At 68.2% G+C, this 15,669-nt stretch carries 16 protein-coding genes; 3 read left to right on the top strand and 13 right to left on the bottom strand.

The window, feature by feature from the left end; all coding sequences use genetic code 11:
- Nucleotides 1-11 precede the first annotated feature (11 nt).
- Together NPJ82_RS05155 and NPJ82_RS05150 are read left to right on the top strand one after the other, a co-directional pair.
- Nucleotides 12-1,607, top strand: coding sequence for a histidine kinase dimerization/phosphoacceptor domain -containing protein (locus NPJ82_RS05155; RefSeq protein ID WP_342658563.1), 1,596 nt, complete (start codon nt 12-14; stop codon nt 1,605-1,607).
- A gap of 333 nt (nt 1,608-1,940) precedes the next feature.
- Nucleotides 1,941-2,075 (top strand): entericidin A/B family lipoprotein, encoded by a 135-nt coding sequence (locus NPJ82_RS05150; RefSeq protein ID WP_112383462.1) that lies wholly within the window; start codon nt 1,941-1,943, stop codon nt 2,073-2,075.
- 102 nt (nt 2,076-2,177) lie between these two features.
- Here NPJ82_RS05150 and tatC read toward each other — a convergent pair whose 3' ends face one another.
- From tatC to argS, 8 genes are all read right to left on the bottom strand, one after another.
- Nucleotides 2,178-2,954 (bottom strand): twin-arginine translocase subunit TatC, encoded by a 777-nt coding sequence (gene tatC, locus NPJ82_RS05145; protein WP_112383461.1) that lies wholly within the window; start codon nt 2,952-2,954, stop codon nt 2,178-2,180.
- Nucleotides 2,951-3,379 (bottom strand): Sec-independent protein translocase protein TatB, encoded by a 429-nt coding sequence (gene tatB / locus NPJ82_RS05140; protein WP_342658562.1) that lies wholly within the window; start codon nt 3,377-3,379, stop codon nt 2,951-2,953. The genes tatC and tatB overlap by 4 nt, the downstream gene beginning before the upstream one ends.
- A gap of 25 nt (nt 3,380-3,404) precedes the next feature.
- Nucleotides 3,405-3,641, bottom strand: coding sequence for a twin-arginine translocase TatA/TatE family subunit (locus NPJ82_RS05135; protein ID WP_112383459.1), 237 nt, complete (start codon nt 3,639-3,641; stop codon nt 3,405-3,407).
- Between the two features lie 124 nt (nt 3,642-3,765).
- Nucleotides 3,766-4,353 carry an SMC-Scp complex subunit ScpB gene (gene scpB / locus NPJ82_RS05130; RefSeq protein WP_342658561.1) on the bottom strand — a complete coding sequence of 196 codons (588 nt, stop codon included), beginning with the start codon at nt 4,351-4,353 and terminating at the stop codon, nt 3,766-3,768.
- Nucleotides 4,350-5,072 carry a ScpA family protein gene (locus NPJ82_RS05125; RefSeq protein WP_342658560.1) on the bottom strand — a complete coding sequence of 241 codons (723 nt, stop codon included), beginning with the start codon at nt 5,070-5,072 and terminating at the stop codon, nt 4,350-4,352. Before NPJ82_RS05125 ends, scpB begins: the two co-directional genes overlap by 4 nt.
- Nucleotide 5,073: 1 nt before the next feature.
- Nucleotides 5,074-6,078 (bottom strand): glycoside hydrolase family 3 N-terminal domain-containing protein, encoded by a 1,005-nt coding sequence (locus NPJ82_RS05120; RefSeq protein ID WP_342658559.1) that lies wholly within the window; start codon nt 6,076-6,078, stop codon nt 5,074-5,076.
- A gap of 42 nt (nt 6,079-6,120) precedes the next feature.
- Entirely contained in the window at nt 6,121-6,849 is a 729-nt protein-coding gene (locus tag NPJ82_RS05115) for an SPOR domain-containing protein (RefSeq protein ID WP_112383455.1), read from the bottom strand.
- Nucleotides 6,850-8,574: an arginine--tRNA ligase gene (argS, locus tag NPJ82_RS05110; protein WP_342658558.1), complete on the bottom strand. Its 1,725-nt coding sequence runs from the start codon at nt 8,572-8,574 to the stop codon at nt 6,850-6,852. It lies immediately after the preceding gene.
- Nucleotides 8,575-8,779: 205 nt separating this feature from the next.
- Between argS and NPJ82_RS05105 the strand changes: the two genes are divergently transcribed.
- On the top strand, nt 8,780-9,070 hold the full coding sequence (locus tag NPJ82_RS05105; protein WP_342658557.1) for a hypothetical protein: 291 nt from the start codon (nt 8,780-8,782) through the stop codon (nt 9,068-9,070).
- A gap of 196 nt (nt 9,071-9,266) precedes the next feature.
- On the opposite strand, the gene NPJ82_RS05100 is transcribed toward NPJ82_RS05105, so the two are convergent.
- The 5 genes from NPJ82_RS05100 to ftsA form a co-directional block, all read right to left on the bottom strand.
- Nucleotides 9,267-10,433: a deoxyguanosinetriphosphate triphosphohydrolase gene (locus NPJ82_RS05100; RefSeq protein WP_342658556.1), complete on the bottom strand. Its 1,167-nt coding sequence runs from the start codon at nt 10,431-10,433 to the stop codon at nt 9,267-9,269.
- Nucleotides 10,430-11,107: an SPOR domain-containing protein gene (locus NPJ82_RS05095; protein ID WP_342658555.1), complete on the bottom strand. Its 678-nt coding sequence runs from the start codon at nt 11,105-11,107 to the stop codon at nt 10,430-10,432. The genes NPJ82_RS05100 and NPJ82_RS05095 overlap by 4 nt, the downstream gene beginning before the upstream one ends.
- Complete coding sequence (locus tag NPJ82_RS05090) at nt 11,023-12,597, bottom strand: tetratricopeptide repeat protein (protein ID WP_342658554.1); 1,575 nt, start codon at nt 12,595-12,597, stop codon at nt 11,023-11,025. Before NPJ82_RS05090 ends, NPJ82_RS05095 begins: the two co-directional genes overlap by 85 nt.
- 216 nt (nt 12,598-12,813) lie before the next feature.
- A complete protein-coding gene (gene ftsZ, locus NPJ82_RS05085) occupies nt 12,814-14,289 on the bottom strand; it encodes a cell division protein FtsZ (protein WP_342658553.1) in 1,476 nt (491 codons plus the stop codon).
- 116 nt (nt 14,290-14,405) lie between these two features.
- Nucleotides 14,406-15,668, bottom strand: coding sequence for a cell division protein FtsA (gene ftsA / locus NPJ82_RS05080; RefSeq protein WP_112383449.1), 1,263 nt, complete (start codon nt 15,666-15,668; stop codon nt 14,406-14,408).
- Between the last annotated feature and the right edge of the window lies 1 nt (nt 15,669).

The following is a 15,669-nucleotide window of genomic DNA, read 5'->3' as shown; positions in this document are numbered from 1 at the left end:
ACAGGGGCCGTATGGCCATCGACACCGTTAACGCATCGGATACCGATGCATCGCCTTCCCGTCCGCCGGCATTGTCCCGGCTGACGACCGGGTCGAAACTCGTCCTGATCCTCAGCGTGGCGCTGTTGCTGCTCGCGCTGATCGCCATCTTCGCGACCTTGCAGACCACGCGCCTGGCCGATGCCGAGGCGCGCGGTCGTCTGCGCGTTGCGGCGAACGAGGATGCCCGCGCGCTGGCGACCGAATTGTCGGGGGACATGACCGCATTGCGCGTCGCGGTCGGCGCGCTCGGCAATGATCCGCTGGACCTGCCAAGTTGCGCGCGCGCCCAGGGCGTCTTTGCGCAGCAATCCATGTCTGGCGCGCGCTTCCAGATCGTCGATCGTCGCGGCCTTGCCCTGTGCGGAGATGCGTTGCCCGCCGCCATGCCGGTGCGCGATCAGGCATCACCGGTCGGCGCCGACATCCTTCCCGATCAGGGCCTGGTTCTTTCGATCGAGGCCGGCGACCGCCGCGCGGCGGCACGCGCATTCTTTCCCCTGTCGTTCCTGCGCACCCTGGTGACGCGCAATACCCGCACCGACCCGGCGGAGAACGTCCTGCAGCGGGGCGAAGAGGCGCTGGTCCTCGATCGGATCGATGCCCGTGGCCCGCTCGATCGGATGGAAACGCTGACCACCGATCTGGGGATCGCCGGATTGTCGCTGCGCACCAGCATGCGCAGTGCGCCGATCACCTCTTCCCTCGTCGTGGCGCTCGCCCTGCCGATCCTGATGTGGATCGCGGCGGTCGGTATCGGCTGGCTGGTCGTCGACCGGCTGCTGATCCGCCCGCTGCGCCAGTTGCGCCGCACGGTTGCCGCCTATGAGCCCGGCGAGGCGCTGGACATCAGTGCCGTGCGCGAGGCGCCGGCGCAGGAAATCCGCGACCTTGCCGAAACCTTCCAGGCGATCACCCAGACGGTGGCCATGCACGAGGAAGGCCTGGCCGAGGGTCTGGTGCGCCAGACGAAGCTGACCCGCGAGGTCCATCACCGGGTCAAGAACAACCTGCAGGTGATCTCCAGCCTCATCAACTTCCACGCCCGCGGCGCGAAGACTCCGGAGGCGACGGCCGCCTATTCCTCGATCCAGCGCCGCGTCGATGCACTGGCCGTGGTACACCGCAACCATTTCGCCGAGTTGGAGGAAAATCGCGGCCTGAACCTGCGGACGATGATCGGCGAACTGGCCGCGAACATCCGCGCGACCGCGCCGGAACAGTCCCATGGCCTGGGGATCACGCTTGATGTCGATCCCGTGCTGGTCAACCAGGACGTCGCGGTCGCCGTCGCCTTCCTCATTACCGAGACGATCGAACTGGCGATGGGCTGCGACCCCACCGCGCAGATCCGTCTGGTGGTCAAGCCGATCGCCGAGGAACCGGGCCGTGCCCGGTTGCGGGTGGTATCGCGCGCACTGGTCGAGGACGACATGCTGCGCGACCTGGCCACCAACCGCTACGGCCGCGTCATGGAAGGTCTTGCGCGCCAGCTCCGCGCCAAGCTCCACCACGATCCGCTGACCGGTGCCTATGAGATCACCATCGCGATCGTCGGGCGCGACTGACCATCGGGATTGAGGCATCGGAAAAGGGCCGAAAAAATTTTCGGTAAAATTTCGAAACGCGTGGAACCCCAGAACCCGTTGCCTGTTCTACTCCCCGGATAGCGATCTTATGCCCCCCCGCTCTCGCTGTCCACGACATGGGCTTGGAAGCGTCAACCCTCCCCCCCCCGGTGGCGCTTCCAGGCCTACATTCGTTTTAAGAGCCGTGCATTCGTGCCGGGGCAGTGTCTGGCGATCTCCGGCAGATCATTTTACCTTCTCGTAACATCGGCGGAACGAACGCTTCGGCTCAGGCATTTGGATCGCGGTATTTACGCTGTTCAGGAGGTTCTTATGCGTAAGTTTGTTGGGCTGGCGCTTGTCGCCGGCGCGCTCATGGTCAGCGCTTGCAACACGGTGGAAGGCGTCGGCCGCGATGTCGGCTCGGCCGGCGATACGGTCGCCAAGACGGCGAACGACGCCAAGTAAGCCTGACAGGCTTCAAGCAAAACGGCCCCGCCACAGACTGTGTGGCGGGGCCATTTTTATGTCCGGGTCTCGACCGACAGGCCGCCGGTCGGGGCCGAAGGCTCAGACGGTTTCGACATCCTGACCGGCTTCCCTGGCGCGCTTGCGCTCGGTGAACCAGATGCCGATGAGCGCCAGTTCGTAGAGCAGGCACAGGGGCACGGCGAGCAGGATCTGGCTCATCAAATCGGGTGGGGTCAGCACGGCCGCGATCGCCGTCGCACCCACGATGGCATAACGCCGCGCGCCCACCAACTGCTTGCGGGTGACGATCCCGGCACGCTCCAGCAGCATCAGCAACACCGGCAGCAGGAACGCCAGGCCGAACGCGAACAGGAACTGCATGACGAACGACAGGTAGTTGCCGATGGCCGGCAGCGCTTCGCGCCGCACGCCGCCGACCATCCCGTCGAACCCCATCGAGAAATGCAGGGCCATCGGGATCGCGACGTAATAGGCCATCGCTGCGCCCATCAGGAACAGCATCGGCGTCGCGATCAGAAAAGGCAGCAGGGCGCGCTTTTCCTTGCGATACAATCCCGGCGCGACGAACTGCCAAAGCTGGTTTGCGATCACCGGAAACGCGATCATCATGGCCGCGAAGAAGGCGACTTTGACCTGTACAAAAAAGGCCTCGAATATTTCGGTATAGATCACCCGGCCCTGCCCGACGGCCAGCAATGGCCGGGCGAGAAAGCCGAAGATCGCCTCCGAGAAATAATAGGATACGGCAAAGGCCAGCCCGATGGCGAGCATGCAATAAAGCAGCCGCCGGCGCAGTTCGATCAGGTGGTCCAGCAAGGGTGCGCGGCTGGCATCCAGTTCGTCGGTCTCGGTCAAGACGGGGCTCCGTCCGGCGTATGCGCGGGGGTGCCTGGCGCCGCCGGCACGATATGGGGCTTCTCGACGGTCACCGGGCAATCACTGGTGTCGTCGTGAACGGGGTCGGTGGCACCGTGATGATCGGTGGGCTTGTCCAGCGACACCGGGGTCGCGGGCGCCTCATCGTCCAGTGCGGCCGGCGGCGCCGGCGGATGCTCGCGCATGATCCGCTCGTTCTCCGCGGCCCAGCGCTTCTCCATTTCCTCCAGTTCCGCCTCGCGGACCATGGTGTCGAAACCCTGGCGGAACTGGCGCGCGACCCCGCGCGCCTTGCCGACCCAATAGCCGACGACCCGCATCGCCTTGGGCAGATCCTTCGGACCGATCACGACCAGCGCCACGAAGGCGACCAGCATGAACTCGGTCGGCGCGATATCGAACATGGGGGCGCCGGGCTATGCGGTCAGATCAACGATCGTCGCGAACACGTTCGCCGTCACGATCGAACGCGGGCTCCGCGGCCTTCTTCGCCTCGATCCGCGCCGACGGCTTGGTTGAGGATTCCTCTTCCTCCGCCATGCCCTTCTTGAAGTTCTTCACGCCCTTGGCGACATCGCCCATCAGGTTCGAAAAACGGCCGCCACCCAGCAGCAGGATCGCCACCACGGCGAGAACGAGAAGATGGATCGGGCTAAAGCTGCCCATGGCACGTCTCCTGAAAACGAAGTTTCATGTAAGCGTTGCGCACGCGGCGGGCAATGGCCGATGGCGTGCGCTTGGCGGATGAGGGCGCTTTCGCCGCGGCATCTTACACCGGCGTGACAGTGGATCAGCTATCCTCGTCCGTCGGCGCCTCGGCGCGCATCTCCATCCGTTCGGCGCCCAGATCGACCGGATCGAGCAACCCGGCCGCGCGCAGATCGGCAAGACCGGGCAGATCGCGCAGGCTTTCTAATCCGAAGTTCGCCAGGAAATCGGGCGTCGTGACATAGGTCAGCGGCCGCCCCGGCACCTCGCGCCGTCGGCCGGGACGCACCCAGCCGGCCTCCATCAGCACGTCCAGCGTTCCGCGCGACAATGCGACGCCGCGGATCGCCTCCACCTCGGCGCGCGTCACGGGTTCGTGATAGGCGATGATCGCCAGCGTCTCGGTCGCCGCGCGGGTCAGCCGGCGCGGCTCGTCGCGCTCCCGGCGCAGCAGATGCGCCAGATCGGGTGCGGTCTGAAACAGCCACCGGTCGCCGCGCCGGGCAAGCTGGAAGCCGCGTTCGGCATGATGCTCCGCCAGGGTATCGAGGACCTCGCGCACCTCGGCGGCGCTCGCCTCCCCGCCGACATGCCGGCGGATCGCCTCGACCGTCATCGGCTCGGCCGCAGCGAACAGCACCGCCTCCACCGCGCGGACAAGGGCGCTCATGCCGGCGCCTTCAGGTAGAGCGGCGCGAACGGCGCATCCTGCCGCATCACCACCCGCCCCTGCCGCGCCAGTTCCAGCGCCGCCACGAAGCTCGACGCCAGCGCCGACCGCCGCAGCCGCTCGGTCCCCTTGGGCAGGAACCGCTCGATTGCGGTCCATTCGATCCGCTCGCCCACCATCCGCGACACCCGCGCCAGCGCGGTCTCCAGCGTCATCACCTGCCGATCCGCCACCACATGCATCACCGGCCGATTGCGCGCGGTGACATGTCCGTAAGCGGTCAGAAGATCGTAGATATCGGCGCGCCAGCTCCCCTGCCGTTCGACGCGCAGCCCCTCGGGCGTCCCGCGCGCGAACACATCGCGCCCCAGCCGGTCCCGCGCCATCAATCGCGCGCCCGCCTCGCGCATCGCCGCCAGCCGCTCCAGCCGCAGCTGCAACCGCATGGCCAGGTCTTCCGGGTCGGGCTCCGCCTCGGGTGGGCGCGGCAGCAGCAACGAGGATTTCAGGAACGCCAGCCACGCCGCCATCACCAGATAATCCGCCGCGACTTCCAGTTGCAGCGCGCGCATCCGGTTCACATAGCCGAGATATTGCTCGACCAGCGCCAGGATCGAGATCTGGCGAAGGTCCACCTTCTGCGCACGCGCCAGCGACAGGAGCAGGTCGAGCGGCCCTTCCCAGCCCTCCAGGTCCAGCGTGAGCTGCTCGCCGGCCACGTCACTCCACCAGCGACAGGAACGCGTCGCGCGTCGCGATCAGCGCGTCGAAATCACCCTCGCCCGCGCCGACGCTCGCCATCGCCCGGTCAAGTCGCGCCCGCGACGCCTCGCCGATCGGCCCCAGCCGCCCGGCAATCTCCACCATCTCGTCCATCCGCGCCCAGCAATCGAGCACCAGGTCGCATCCCGCCGCGATCGCCCCCGCCGCCTTTTCGCCGGCACTGCCCGACAGTGCCTTCATGTCGATATCGTCGGTCATCAACAGCCCGTCGAAACCGATCGCGCCGCGGATGATCCGCTCGATTACCACCGGGGACAGCGTTGCCGGCCGCGCCGCGTCCCATGCCTCGAACACGATATGCGACGTCATTCCCATCGGCGCCCCTGCCAGTGCGCGAAACGGTGCGAGATCATCCTCCAGCGCGGCGGCATCGGCGGTGACGGTCGGCAACAGATGATGCGAATCGACCAGCGCGCGGCCATGTCCCGGCATGTGCTTGACCACGCCGACGACGCCGCCCGCCGCCAGCCCTTCCAGCATCGCCCGCCCGAGCGCCGCCACCCGCATCGGCTCGCGGCCATAGGCACGGCAGGCGACCGCCTCGGTCGTATCGGCCTGCACCACGTCGAGCAGCGGCGCACAGTCCACGGTGATCCCCACCTCGCGCAGCATCAGCCCCAGCGCCTGACCATTGGCCCGCGCCGCCTGGATCGCCGACATCGGCGCCATCTCGTACAACGCATCGAAGGCGGGGCCGGCGGGGAAGGCCGGCCATTCCGGCGGCCCCATGCGGGCGACGCGTCCACCCTCCTGATCGATCAGGATCGCCAGATCGTCGCGCCCGGCCAGTTCGCGCAACGAGTCCGTCAGCGCGCGTACCTGCACCCGGTCGACGATGTTGCGCTTGAACAGGATATAGCCGGCCGGCTCGACACTCGCGAAAAACGCGCGTTCGTCGGCGGTAAGTACGGGGCCGGACAGGCCAAAGATGACGGGCTTCATATCACGGGTCTAGCGTGACGGCGAAGCCCGCGCCACCGACCTTCAGCTTGCGACGAAGCAGCTTTCCCCCGCCACGCGCAGCCGTCCGCAGATATCCGCCGCCTGGTTCGCGCTGCCCGCATTCACCCGCAGCCGGTACAGCGTCCGCCCGTTGATCGACACGGTTTCCACCGATTTGCCCAGTGCCGCGATATAGGAGAAGCGCTTGGAGAAGCGGCCCCAGGCGTCGTTCGCCACCGCTTCGCTCGGATAGGCGCCGAGCTGCACCAGCGATCCGCCCGTGCCGCCCCCTTGCGTCGGCGCGCGCTTCACCGTGACGGGCGCCGCGGCGACCAGCCGCCCACCCGATTCCGGCACCTGCGCCACCGCGTTGCGGCCACCGCCCGCCTCGCTCGGCTTCTGGACGACGCGCGTGCCGTCGACCGGCTTTTCGGGCACCGCCGCCAGGTCGATCGCGCCGTTGCCGGTGCCGCCCTTGCCGGCGCTGGTGGCGATGGCGCTGTTGCCCTCGCCCTTCACCTTCAACCCGCCGGGATCGTTCGGGCGCACCTTGTAGTCGCCCTCCTGCGCGGCGATCACCGCGCCGTCGCCGGCCTCGCCGCCCCGTGTCTGCAAACGGTAGATGCCGAAGACGATCGCGGCCAGCACGCCCAGTCCCAGCACGACCAGGGCGACGACCTTGCCGATGCCGACGCCTTCCGGCTCATCGGGCTCCACCGTCTCCAGCCAGGGCAGGCGATCTTCCTCGCGCAGGTCCATCTCGTCCGCCATTCACTTCATCTCCGAGACGGCCTCGACGCCCATGATGGCGAGGCCGTTGCGCACAATCTGCCCGATCGCGGACGCCAAGAAAAGCCGTGCCCGCGTCGCCTCGGCATCCTCCACCACCAGGAAGCGGCGGTCCGGCCGGTCGTTGCCGACATTCCACAGCGCATGGAAGGCAGCGGCCAGATCGTAGAGATAAAAGGCGATCCGGTGCGGCTCGCGCGCCGCCGCCGCCGTTTCCACGATACGCGGGAACTGCGCGGCCAGCTTCACCAGCGCCAGTTCCTCCGTATCAAGGCGGGACAGGTCGGCCTCCCCTTCCGCGATCCCCGCCTCGGTCGCGCGGCGATGGAGGGAGGCGATCCGGGCATGCGCATATTGCACGTAGAAGACCGGATTGTCCTTGGACGCCTCCACCACCTTGGCGAAGTCGAAATCCATCTGCGCGTCGGCACGGCGGGTCAGCATGGTGAAGCGCACCACGTCGCGGCCCACCTCGCGCACCACATCGGCCAGCGTCACGAAATTGCCCGCGCGCTTGGACATCTTCACCGGCTCGCCACCGCGCAGCAGGCGCACCATCTGCACCAGCTTCACGTCGAAGCGCGTCTGCCCCCCGGTCAGCGCTGCCACCGCCGCCACGATCCGCTTGACCGTGCCGGCATGATCCGCGCCCCAGATGTCGATCAACTGGTCGGCACCCTGCGCCTTTTGGAAGTGGTAGGCGAGATCGGCGCCGAAATAGGTCCACTGCCCGTTCGACTTCCGGATCGGGCGATCCTGATCGTCGCCATAGGCGGTAGAGCGGAACAGCGGCAGCTCCACCGGCTCCCAGTCGTCCGGCGTCTCGCCCTTGGGCGCTTCCAGCACACCGTCATAGACCAGCCCGCGGGCGCGCAGTTCGGCCTCCGCCGCCTCGGGCTTGCCCGCCGCCTGCAACTCCGCCTCGGACGAGAAGACGTCGTGATGGATGCCGAGCAGCGCCAGATCCTCGCGGATCATCGCCATCATCGCCGCCACCGCGCGCGTGCGGAACGTCGCCAGCCATTCGCTCTCGGGCGCGCCGACGAAGCGGTCGCCGAACTCAGCCGCCAGGTCTTTCGCGACCGGCACCAGATAGTCGCCGGGATACAGCCCCTCGGGGATCGTCACCGTCTCGCCCAGCGCCTCGCGGTAGCGCAGGTGCACCGAGCGGGCGAGCACGTCGACCTGCCCCCCGGCATCGTTGACATAATATTCGCGGATCACCGTGTGGCCGGCGAACTCCAGCAGGCTGGCCAGCGCATCGCCCACCACCGCGCCGCGGCAATGGCCCATATGCATCGGCCCGGTCGGATTGGCCGAGACATATTCGATGTTGACGGTCACGCCCTTGCCGGACGGGGCGCGGCCATAATCCGCCCCCGCCGCCGGGATCGCCGACAATTCGCCGCGCCATGCATTGTCGGTCAGCTTCAGGTTGATGAAGCCCGGACCCGCCACCGCGACGTTGTCCACATCGTCCAGCCGACCGAGTTCGGCGGCCAGGGCCTCGGCCAGCACGCGGGGATTGGTGCCGGCGGGCTTGGCCAGCACCATCGCGGCATTGGTCGCCAGATCGCCGTGGCTTGCATCGCGCGGCGGCTCCACCGTCACGTTGCGACGATCCAGCCCGCCCGGCAGCGTGCCGGCGGCAACCAGCGTGTCCAGCGCCGCATCGATATGCGCGGCAAAGCGGGTGTAGAGCGTCATCACCAGGTCCGATCGAACAGAAAGCGGTGCGCTCTAGCCGAAAGCCCGCCGCGCTTCAAATCCCGGCCGGCGGTACACCCACGGCGTGCAAAAGCTGCAACTGCGCGCGGCGCCTTTGCATTTGCCGCCGATGCTGCACCGCAATATCCCGTCGACAACCCTGCGGAGGCCCGTGCGGCCGCCCGCCCAACCAGGAGCATCCACGATGCGCAAGACCATCTTCCTGGCCGCTGCGACGGCCGCCTCCTTCGCCACCGCCGCCGTTGCCGCAGACGAGCAGCGCTTCACCCATGACGGCCAGACTTACGTCTACACCGCGACGCCCGCCAAGTCGGGTCAGGTGATCGAGGGTCGCCGCTATCCGGGTGGCGAGCCCTTCCGCCTGGTGGTCCGCGACGGCCGCGTTTCGGGCTTTTCGGGCAAGACGCCCGTGTCCTTCCGCGCCGCCGACGCCAAGGGCGCGGTCAGCCGCGGCGTGGAAACCAGCGCACGCTGATCGCCATACGGCTATCGACAGCGAAAGGGCCGCTCCGGCAACGGGGCGGCTTTTTTGCGGGTGGCGGCATGGCTCAGGGTCGACATCGGATCGATCCACACACCCCCGCTCGTCTCGAACAATCGTCGCGTAGCGGCAGAGCCGCGTATCGAGAGACACATCGCCGCGCATGGCGCTGTGTCGATGTCATCCACCCCTAGAACCCCTCAGGCAGATCGATCGGCCCCACCAGGTCGCGGTACCGCGCCACCGCATAGCGGTCGGTCATCCCCGCGATGAAATCCGCGATATGCCGGCTGCGATCCGGCTCTGCCGCCGGCAACCGTTCGCGCCATTCATCGGGCATCGCGGCAGGATCCGCCGAATAGGCCGCGTATAGCCCGGATACCACCGCATGCGCCGCCGCCGCCGCCTCCAACTGCCGGGGATGGTGGTAGAGATTGGCATACATGAAGCGCTTCAGGTCGCGCTCCTCCTCGCGCATCTGGTCCGAAAACGCGGCCAGCGCGCGTCCGGCCCCGCGGACGTCCTCGACAGTGCGCACGCCACTTTCCCCGATGCGGCGCTGCGTCTCGGCGACCAGATCGTTGACCATCGCGCCGATCTGCGCGCGGATCAGTTCGCTTGCCAGTCGCTTGGGCGGCACGTCGGGAAAGCGGGTGCACGCCGCCGACCATCCCCGCGCGACCAGCGGGATGGCGAGCAACTGGTCGAGCGTCAGCAATCCGGCGCGAAGCCCGTCGTCGATGTCGTGATTGTCGTACGCAATGTCGTCGGCGATTGCCGCTACCTGCGCCTCCAGCGAGGCATGGCTTTCCAGTTCCAGCGGAAAGTCCGCATCGGCCGCGCGGAGCGCCCAGCCGGGATGGCGCACCGGCCCGTTATGCTTGGCCAATCCTTCCAGCGTTTCCCAACTCAGGTTCAACCCGTCCCAGCGCGGATAGGGCCGCTCGATCGTCGTCAGCGTGCGCAGCGTATGGCCGTTGTGATCGAACCCCCCCGCGCCCCCCAGCGCCGCCCTCAGCGCGTCCTCGCCTGCATGTCCGAACGGCGGATGCCCGATATCGTGCGCCAGGCACAGCGCCTCGGTCAGGTCCTCGTTCAGCCCCAGCGTGCGCGCCACCGTCCGCCCGATCTGCGCTACCTCCAGGCTGTGGGTCAGGCGGACGCGGAAATGGTCGCCGTCCGGCGCCATGAACACCTGCGTCTTGTGGCGCAGCCGGCGAAAGCTGATCGAATGGATGATCCGGTCGCGATCGCGTTGAAACGCGTCGCGCGGGCCCCGCTCCAGTCCGCTCGCTTCACCATGCAGGCGCCCGCGCGTGGCGGCGGGGTCCGACGCCCATGGTGCGCGCCCCGTCATTTCGCGGGCAGCTTGGTGACGACCTGTCCGGCATCGCTGGTGAAGGTGAACGCGCTGACCCCCTGTTTGGACAAGGTATTGACGAAGGCACGCGCCTCCGCCTCGGTCTTGAACGGGCCGGTCAGCACGCGATTGGTGGCGCGCAGCGGCGTGGAATAGCCCTGCTTGCCGGCAAAGGCATCGGCCGCCTTGCCCTTGGTCGCGCTCCACGCCTTGGGCAGATCATTGGCGTTCGCGCCGCCTGCCACCTGCACCCAGATACGCGCCGGATTGGCGCGGGCCAGCTTCTTCTCTTCGGCGGCTTCCTTGGCCGCGAGGGCCTTCTTCTCCGCGGCCGCCTTCTTTTCGGCCGCCGCCTTCTTCTCGGCCGCGACCTTGGCCGCCGCAGCCTTCTTTTCCGCCGCCGTCAGCGGCTTGGGCTCGGTCACCTCCGGCTTGGCCGTCTTCTTCGCCGCCACCGCAGCGACTTTTACCGGTGCCGGTTTCTCATCCTCGGCATCGGGCAGCAGGGCCACCGCCTTGGCCCGCGTCGCGACATCCTGCGCCGTCCGCGCCTTCGCCTCGGCCAGCACCTGCTCCGTCGCCTCGCTCACCGGCGCCACCGCCCGAACCGGTCCCTCGACCCCCAGTTCGGCCGCCGGAATGGACAGCCCCGCAACGATCCGCGCGAGCACCGAATCGTCCCGTACGGCGGTCGCCGCACTGGTCTGCACCGGCACCCCTGCCGAAGCCCGCGGCGGATCCGCCGGCGACACCGCCTGAACCATGGCGGTTTGCACCGGAGCCGCTTGCACCGGGGCTGGCTGCGCTGGAGTTGGCTGCACCGCGGCCGTCTGCACCGGCGCGGCCGACACGGGTACGACCGGTGCCGGCTCCGCGCGTGTTGCGGCGCTTTGCGCCACGGTCGTGGTCGGGGGGCGGCGGGGGTAGTCTGCGGTGCCGCTGCGGGCGACGCAGTCGTGGTGGCGGGCACGGTCTGCGGCAGCGGCTGGACCGTTGCGAGTTGCGTGGGTGCCGGGGCGGTTCGGACGGGTGCCGAAGACGCCGCGTTGCCTTGCATAGCCGTCTGCGGCAGCGGCTGAACCGTCGCGAGCTGTGCCGGCACAGGCGCGGTGCGCACCGGCGTGGACGGTACCGCACTGCTCCGGGCGGCAACCTGCGGCAGGGGTTGAACCATCGTCATCGGCGCCGCGGCACGGGTGACCGGCGCCGCCGTGGGGCGCACGTTCTGTGCGGCCAGCTCGACCCGGCGGGCGCGCTGTTCCTCCCGTTCGCGCCGGCGGCGGTCGCTGCGGCTTTCGGGACGGGCAGCGGGTTGCTGCACCGCTGCAAGCGCGACCGGTGCGGGCGTTGCGACCGCCGCCGGCAGCGGGGTCAGCCTGGGCGCCAGGCGCGCATCCGCAATCCGCTCCGGCGTCGGCAGCAACTCGCCGAAATGGACCGCGAAAGCGCGATCAACGGCATTCAGGGTCGGCAGGCGCTGGAAAAACGGCTGGATCCCTTGCGCCAGTTGCGGCGGCATCATCGTCGTCGCGATCTTCACCGCGCCGGCCTGATCCCCGGTCATCGCCAGGATGAAGGCGCGTGCCCGCCATGCCGCGCGGTCGCTGCTGCGCAGCAACGGATCGAGCACCGCCAGCGCTTCGTCACGCTTGCCCGAAATGCCCAGCGACAGGGCGTAGCGTCGCCGCGTCTCGTCCTCCGGATTGGTCTGAAGCGCGGTGCGATAATCCTGCTGCGCCCGCGCCTGATCGCCGATCAGGTCATAGGCAAAGCCGCGGTCGGCCGCCATGCGGGCGACGGGCAGGCCCATCGATTCGGCCTGCGCAAAGTAGCGCAACGCCTCCCCCGGACGCTCCGAGCGCACCAGGATCGACGCCATCCCCGCCTTCACCCGCGGATCGCTCGGCGACACCTTCTGCGCCCGCGCGAACAGCGATGCCGCGCCACTCATGTCGTCCAGGTGCAGCGACATCTCCCCCGCCTGCACCAGCGCATCCACGTCGGTCGGGCGGGCCGCCACACGGCGCATCACCTCCCCCAACCGATCCGCCTCGGTCGTACCGGGCAGTGGCTGAACCACTTCCTGAGCCAGCAGGGAAGACGGCGCCGCCAGCGCCAGCGCGAGCGCCAGAGCGGCGCGAGAGAGCATCGAGGACGTCATGGGACCGATGCCGCTAAAGCATGATGCGCCCCGCTTGACCAGCCCGTCAGCGTACCGTGGAAGCCCATCGGCCCGGTCCGCACGCCGAACGGCAGGGATCGGGCGGGTACCGCAAAGAGGTTGGAGCCGCCCTGTCACGAAAAAGCCGGATCGTGCATCCCGCGCGATCCGGCTTTTTGCCGTATCGGGTGCGGCAACGCGCCGCGCCCGCCGATCTTACTGGTTGTTCTGGCGGTGCAGGAAGCGCGGAATGTCCAGGGGCTCGGCGCTGCCATTGTCGCTTTGCGCCGCGCCGCGCGCCGCATTCGACATCCGCTCGAACAACGTGCCACCCATCTTCACCCGCGGCGCCGGAGCAGCCGCCTGGTCGGCGGCGCCCTCCCCGCCCGGTGCCAGCCAGCGCCGGCGGGACGGGTCTTCGCCCGCCACCGGTGCCGCCGGCGCAGCGGGCGCAGCGGGCGCATCCTGCGGCACGATCGTGTCGCTGCCCAGCACCAGCTCGTCCTTGTCGGCGGCGGGGGCAGCCGGTGTCGGGGCAGGTGCCGCCTGCGGGGCCACCGCGGCCGCGGCTGCCGGCGCCTGTTCGGGCGCCAACGGCTGTACCGCCTGCGCCGGTGCGGCGGGCTCGCTCGGGCGGAAGGACGGCGTTTCGTCCGTCTTGCGGCCCATGCCGAAGCTGAAGCCGCGCGACGCCTCGGACGGGGCCGGCGTCGGCGCCGCCTTTACGTCGGCATCGATACCGGTCGCGACCACCGACACGCGGATGCGGCCTTCCAGTTCGGGGTTGAAGGCCGAACCCCAGATGATGTTCGCATCCGGATCGACCAGGTCGCGGATGTGGTTCGCGGCCTCGTCCACCTCCAGCAGGCGCATGTCGTCGCCGCCGGTGATCGAGATGATGACGCCCTTGGCACCCTGCATCGACACACCGTCGAGCAGCGGGTTGGCGATCGCCTTCTGCGCCGCTTCGAGCGCACGGTTGTCGCCCTCCGCCTCGCCGGTGCCCATCATCGCCTTGCCCATCTCCTGCATCACCGACCGCACGTCGGCGAAGTCGAGGTTGATCAGGCCGGGCATGACCATCAGGTCGGTGATCCCGCGAACGCCCTGTTGCAGGACCTCGTCCGCCATCGAGAACGCTTCCTTGAAGGTCGTGTTCGCATTGGCGATCAGGAACAGGTTCTGGTTGGGGATGACGATCAGCGTATCGACGAACTTCTGCAGTTCCTCGATCCCGCCATCCGCCGCCTTGGACCGGCGATTGCCCTCGAACGCGAACGGCTTGGTGACCACGCCGACGGTCAGGATGCCCATGTCGCGCGCCGCCTTGGCGATCACGGGGGCCGCACCGGTGCCGGTGCCGCCGCCCATGCCGGCGGCGATGAACACCATGTGGCAACCCTCAAGCTGCTTGGCGAGGCTTTCGATCGTCTCCTCGGCCGCGGCGCGACCGATCTCGGGTCGGGCGCCAGCGCCCAGCCCTTGCGTGATCTTGGCGCCCAACTGGATGCGGTTGGGTGCGTTCGACTGCTTCAATGCCTGCGCGTCGGTGTTGGCGACCAGGAAGTCCACCCCCTGGACGTCCGCACGCATCATGTTCGCAATCGCGTTGCCGCCCGCACCACCGACGCCGATCACCGCAATGCGCGGCGTCAGTTCGTCGACTTCCGGTGCGATGAATTCGATGCTCATCCAAAATTCTCCGCCGTCCCGAAACGATACGCTGGGTTCGGGCCCCTGATTAACCTTTGTGCACCATGCTATTGCCCGGTGCCAATCGAAAAGCACGCGATTCGCGTGATCACTCGTCAATAATTTGCGCGCGCGGCCTGAATAAGCTTGCGGAAAATTCCAATTCCGCTTGGCCGGTGGACGGTTTGCCCCGTCGGGGCAACGCTGCGCAGATCAATTGGGTCCGCCGCTGCATAGAAAGCCAGACCCGCAAGCGTCGCGAAAGCCGGTCCGCCATGCGCTTCGGGCAGTCCGGTCAATCCGCGCGGCCGGCCGACCCGGACCGAGCGTCCCAGCGCCTGTTGCGCATAGTCGGCGACCCCCTTCAACTCGGCGCCACCGCCGGTCAGCACCACCTGGCGTCCGACCGGGCCCTCGAATTTAAGGTGCTGGAGCGCCTTGCGAATCTCGCCCATCTGATGTTCCAGCCGTTGGCGGATCACACCGATCAACTGCGCCTTGGTGATCTGCATGCCATCACCTGCCCCATCTTCCGCCGAGATCGGCACGACCGGGATCATGTCGTGATTGTCGCGCGGGGAGGCATTGGCCGAGCCGTGGAAGCACTTCATCCGCTCCGCCTGCTGACGCCTGGTGCCGAAGGCGGAGGCGACATCGTCGGTGATGTCCGCCGCCCCCATCGGCAGCGAGCACAGCCCGACCAGCATCCCACCCGCGAACAGCGAGACGTTGGTGATCCCCGCCCCCATCTCGACCAGCGCGACGCCCAGTTCGCGCTCCTCTTCCGACAGGCAGGCAAGGCCGGTGGCGACGGGCGAGGCGATGATCGACTTCACCTCCAGATGCGCCGAGCGCACGCACAGGTCGAGATTGCGCACCGGCGAGCCGTCGGCGGCGACGACATGGATATGCACGCCCAGCCGGTCGGCATGCAGGCCCAGCGGCTTCTTCACGCCGGTCAGCCCGTCCAGCGTATAAAGCGCCGGCTGCGCGTGCAGCACCATGCGCCCTTGCGGATCGATCGAGTTGCGCCCGGCCTGGAGCAGCGCGTCGATATCGCCCTGTTCCACCCGGTGCCCGCCCAGCTCGAACTCCACCTCCGCCACGTCGGACACCAGTCCGCCAGCAGAGAAGCCCACCCAGACATTCTCGATGTTCAACCCGGCGATCCGCTCGGCCTGTTCGACCGCCTCGCGCACCGCCGCCTCGGTCGCGCCCATGTCGGCAATATAGCCGCGTTTCACGCCGCGGCTTTCGCGCTGGCCGGTGCCCAGCACGATCAGCTCGCCGCCATCGCCCTTCTTCGCGATCATCGCCGAGACCTTGGACGATCCGATGTCCAAGGCGGTAATCAGGCCTTCCGGTGCCACCTTTGCCATT

It is taken from the genome of Sphingomonas sp. NY01, from assembly GCF_038809135.1.
GTDB lineage: Bacteria > Pseudomonadota > Alphaproteobacteria > Sphingomonadales > Sphingomonadaceae > Sphingomonas > Sphingomonas carotinifaciens.
Note: the sequence above shows the minus strand (reverse complement) of the source record. Positions and strands in the feature narration are given on the sequence as shown.

Excerpts from the sequence above, each read along its gene's own strand:
- NPJ82_RS05100 (WP_342658556.1), bottom strand. The coding sequence starts at position 10,433 with ATGACGGGGCGCGCACCATGGGCGTCGGACCCCGCCGCCACGCGCGGG.
- NPJ82_RS05155 (WP_342658563.1), top strand. The coding sequence starts at position 12 with ATGGCCATCGACACCGTTAACGCATCGGATACCGATGCATCGCCTTCC.
- argS (WP_342658558.1), bottom strand. The coding sequence starts at position 8,574 with ATGACGCTCTACACCCGCTTTGCCGCGCATATCGATGCGGCGCTGGAC.
- NPJ82_RS05105 (WP_342658557.1), top strand. The coding sequence starts at position 8,780 with ATGCGCAAGACCATCTTCCTGGCCGCTGCGACGGCCGCCTCCTTCGCC.
- NPJ82_RS05150 (WP_112383462.1), top strand. The coding sequence starts at position 1,941 with ATGCGTAAGTTTGTTGGGCTGGCGCTTGTCGCCGGCGCGCTCATGGTC.
- NPJ82_RS05090 (WP_342658554.1), bottom strand. The coding sequence starts at position 12,597 with ATGACGTCCTCGATGCTCTCTCGCGCCGCTCTGGCGCTCGCGCTGGCG.
- NPJ82_RS05115 (WP_112383455.1), bottom strand. The coding sequence starts at position 6,849 with ATGGCGGACGAGATGGACCTGCGCGAGGAAGATCGCCTGCCCTGGCTG.
- ftsZ (WP_342658553.1), bottom strand. The coding sequence starts at position 14,289 with ATGAGCATCGAATTCATCGCACCGGAAGTCGACGAACTGACGCCGCGC.
- ftsA (WP_112383449.1), bottom strand. The coding sequence starts at position 15,668 with ATGGCAAAGGTGGCACCGGAAGGCCTGATTACCGCCTTGGACATCGGA.
- NPJ82_RS05120 (WP_342658559.1), bottom strand. The coding sequence starts at position 6,078 with ATGAAGCCCGTCATCTTTGGCCTGTCCGGCCCCGTACTTACCGCCGAC.
- NPJ82_RS05135 (WP_112383459.1), bottom strand. The coding sequence starts at position 3,641 with ATGGGCAGCTTTAGCCCGATCCATCTTCTCGTTCTCGCCGTGGTGGCG.
- scpB (WP_342658561.1), bottom strand. The coding sequence starts at position 4,353 with ATGAGCGCCCTTGTCCGCGCGGTGGAGGCGGTGCTGTTCGCTGCGGCC.
- tatB (WP_342658562.1), bottom strand. The coding sequence starts at position 3,379 with ATGTTCGATATCGCGCCGACCGAGTTCATGCTGGTCGCCTTCGTGGCG.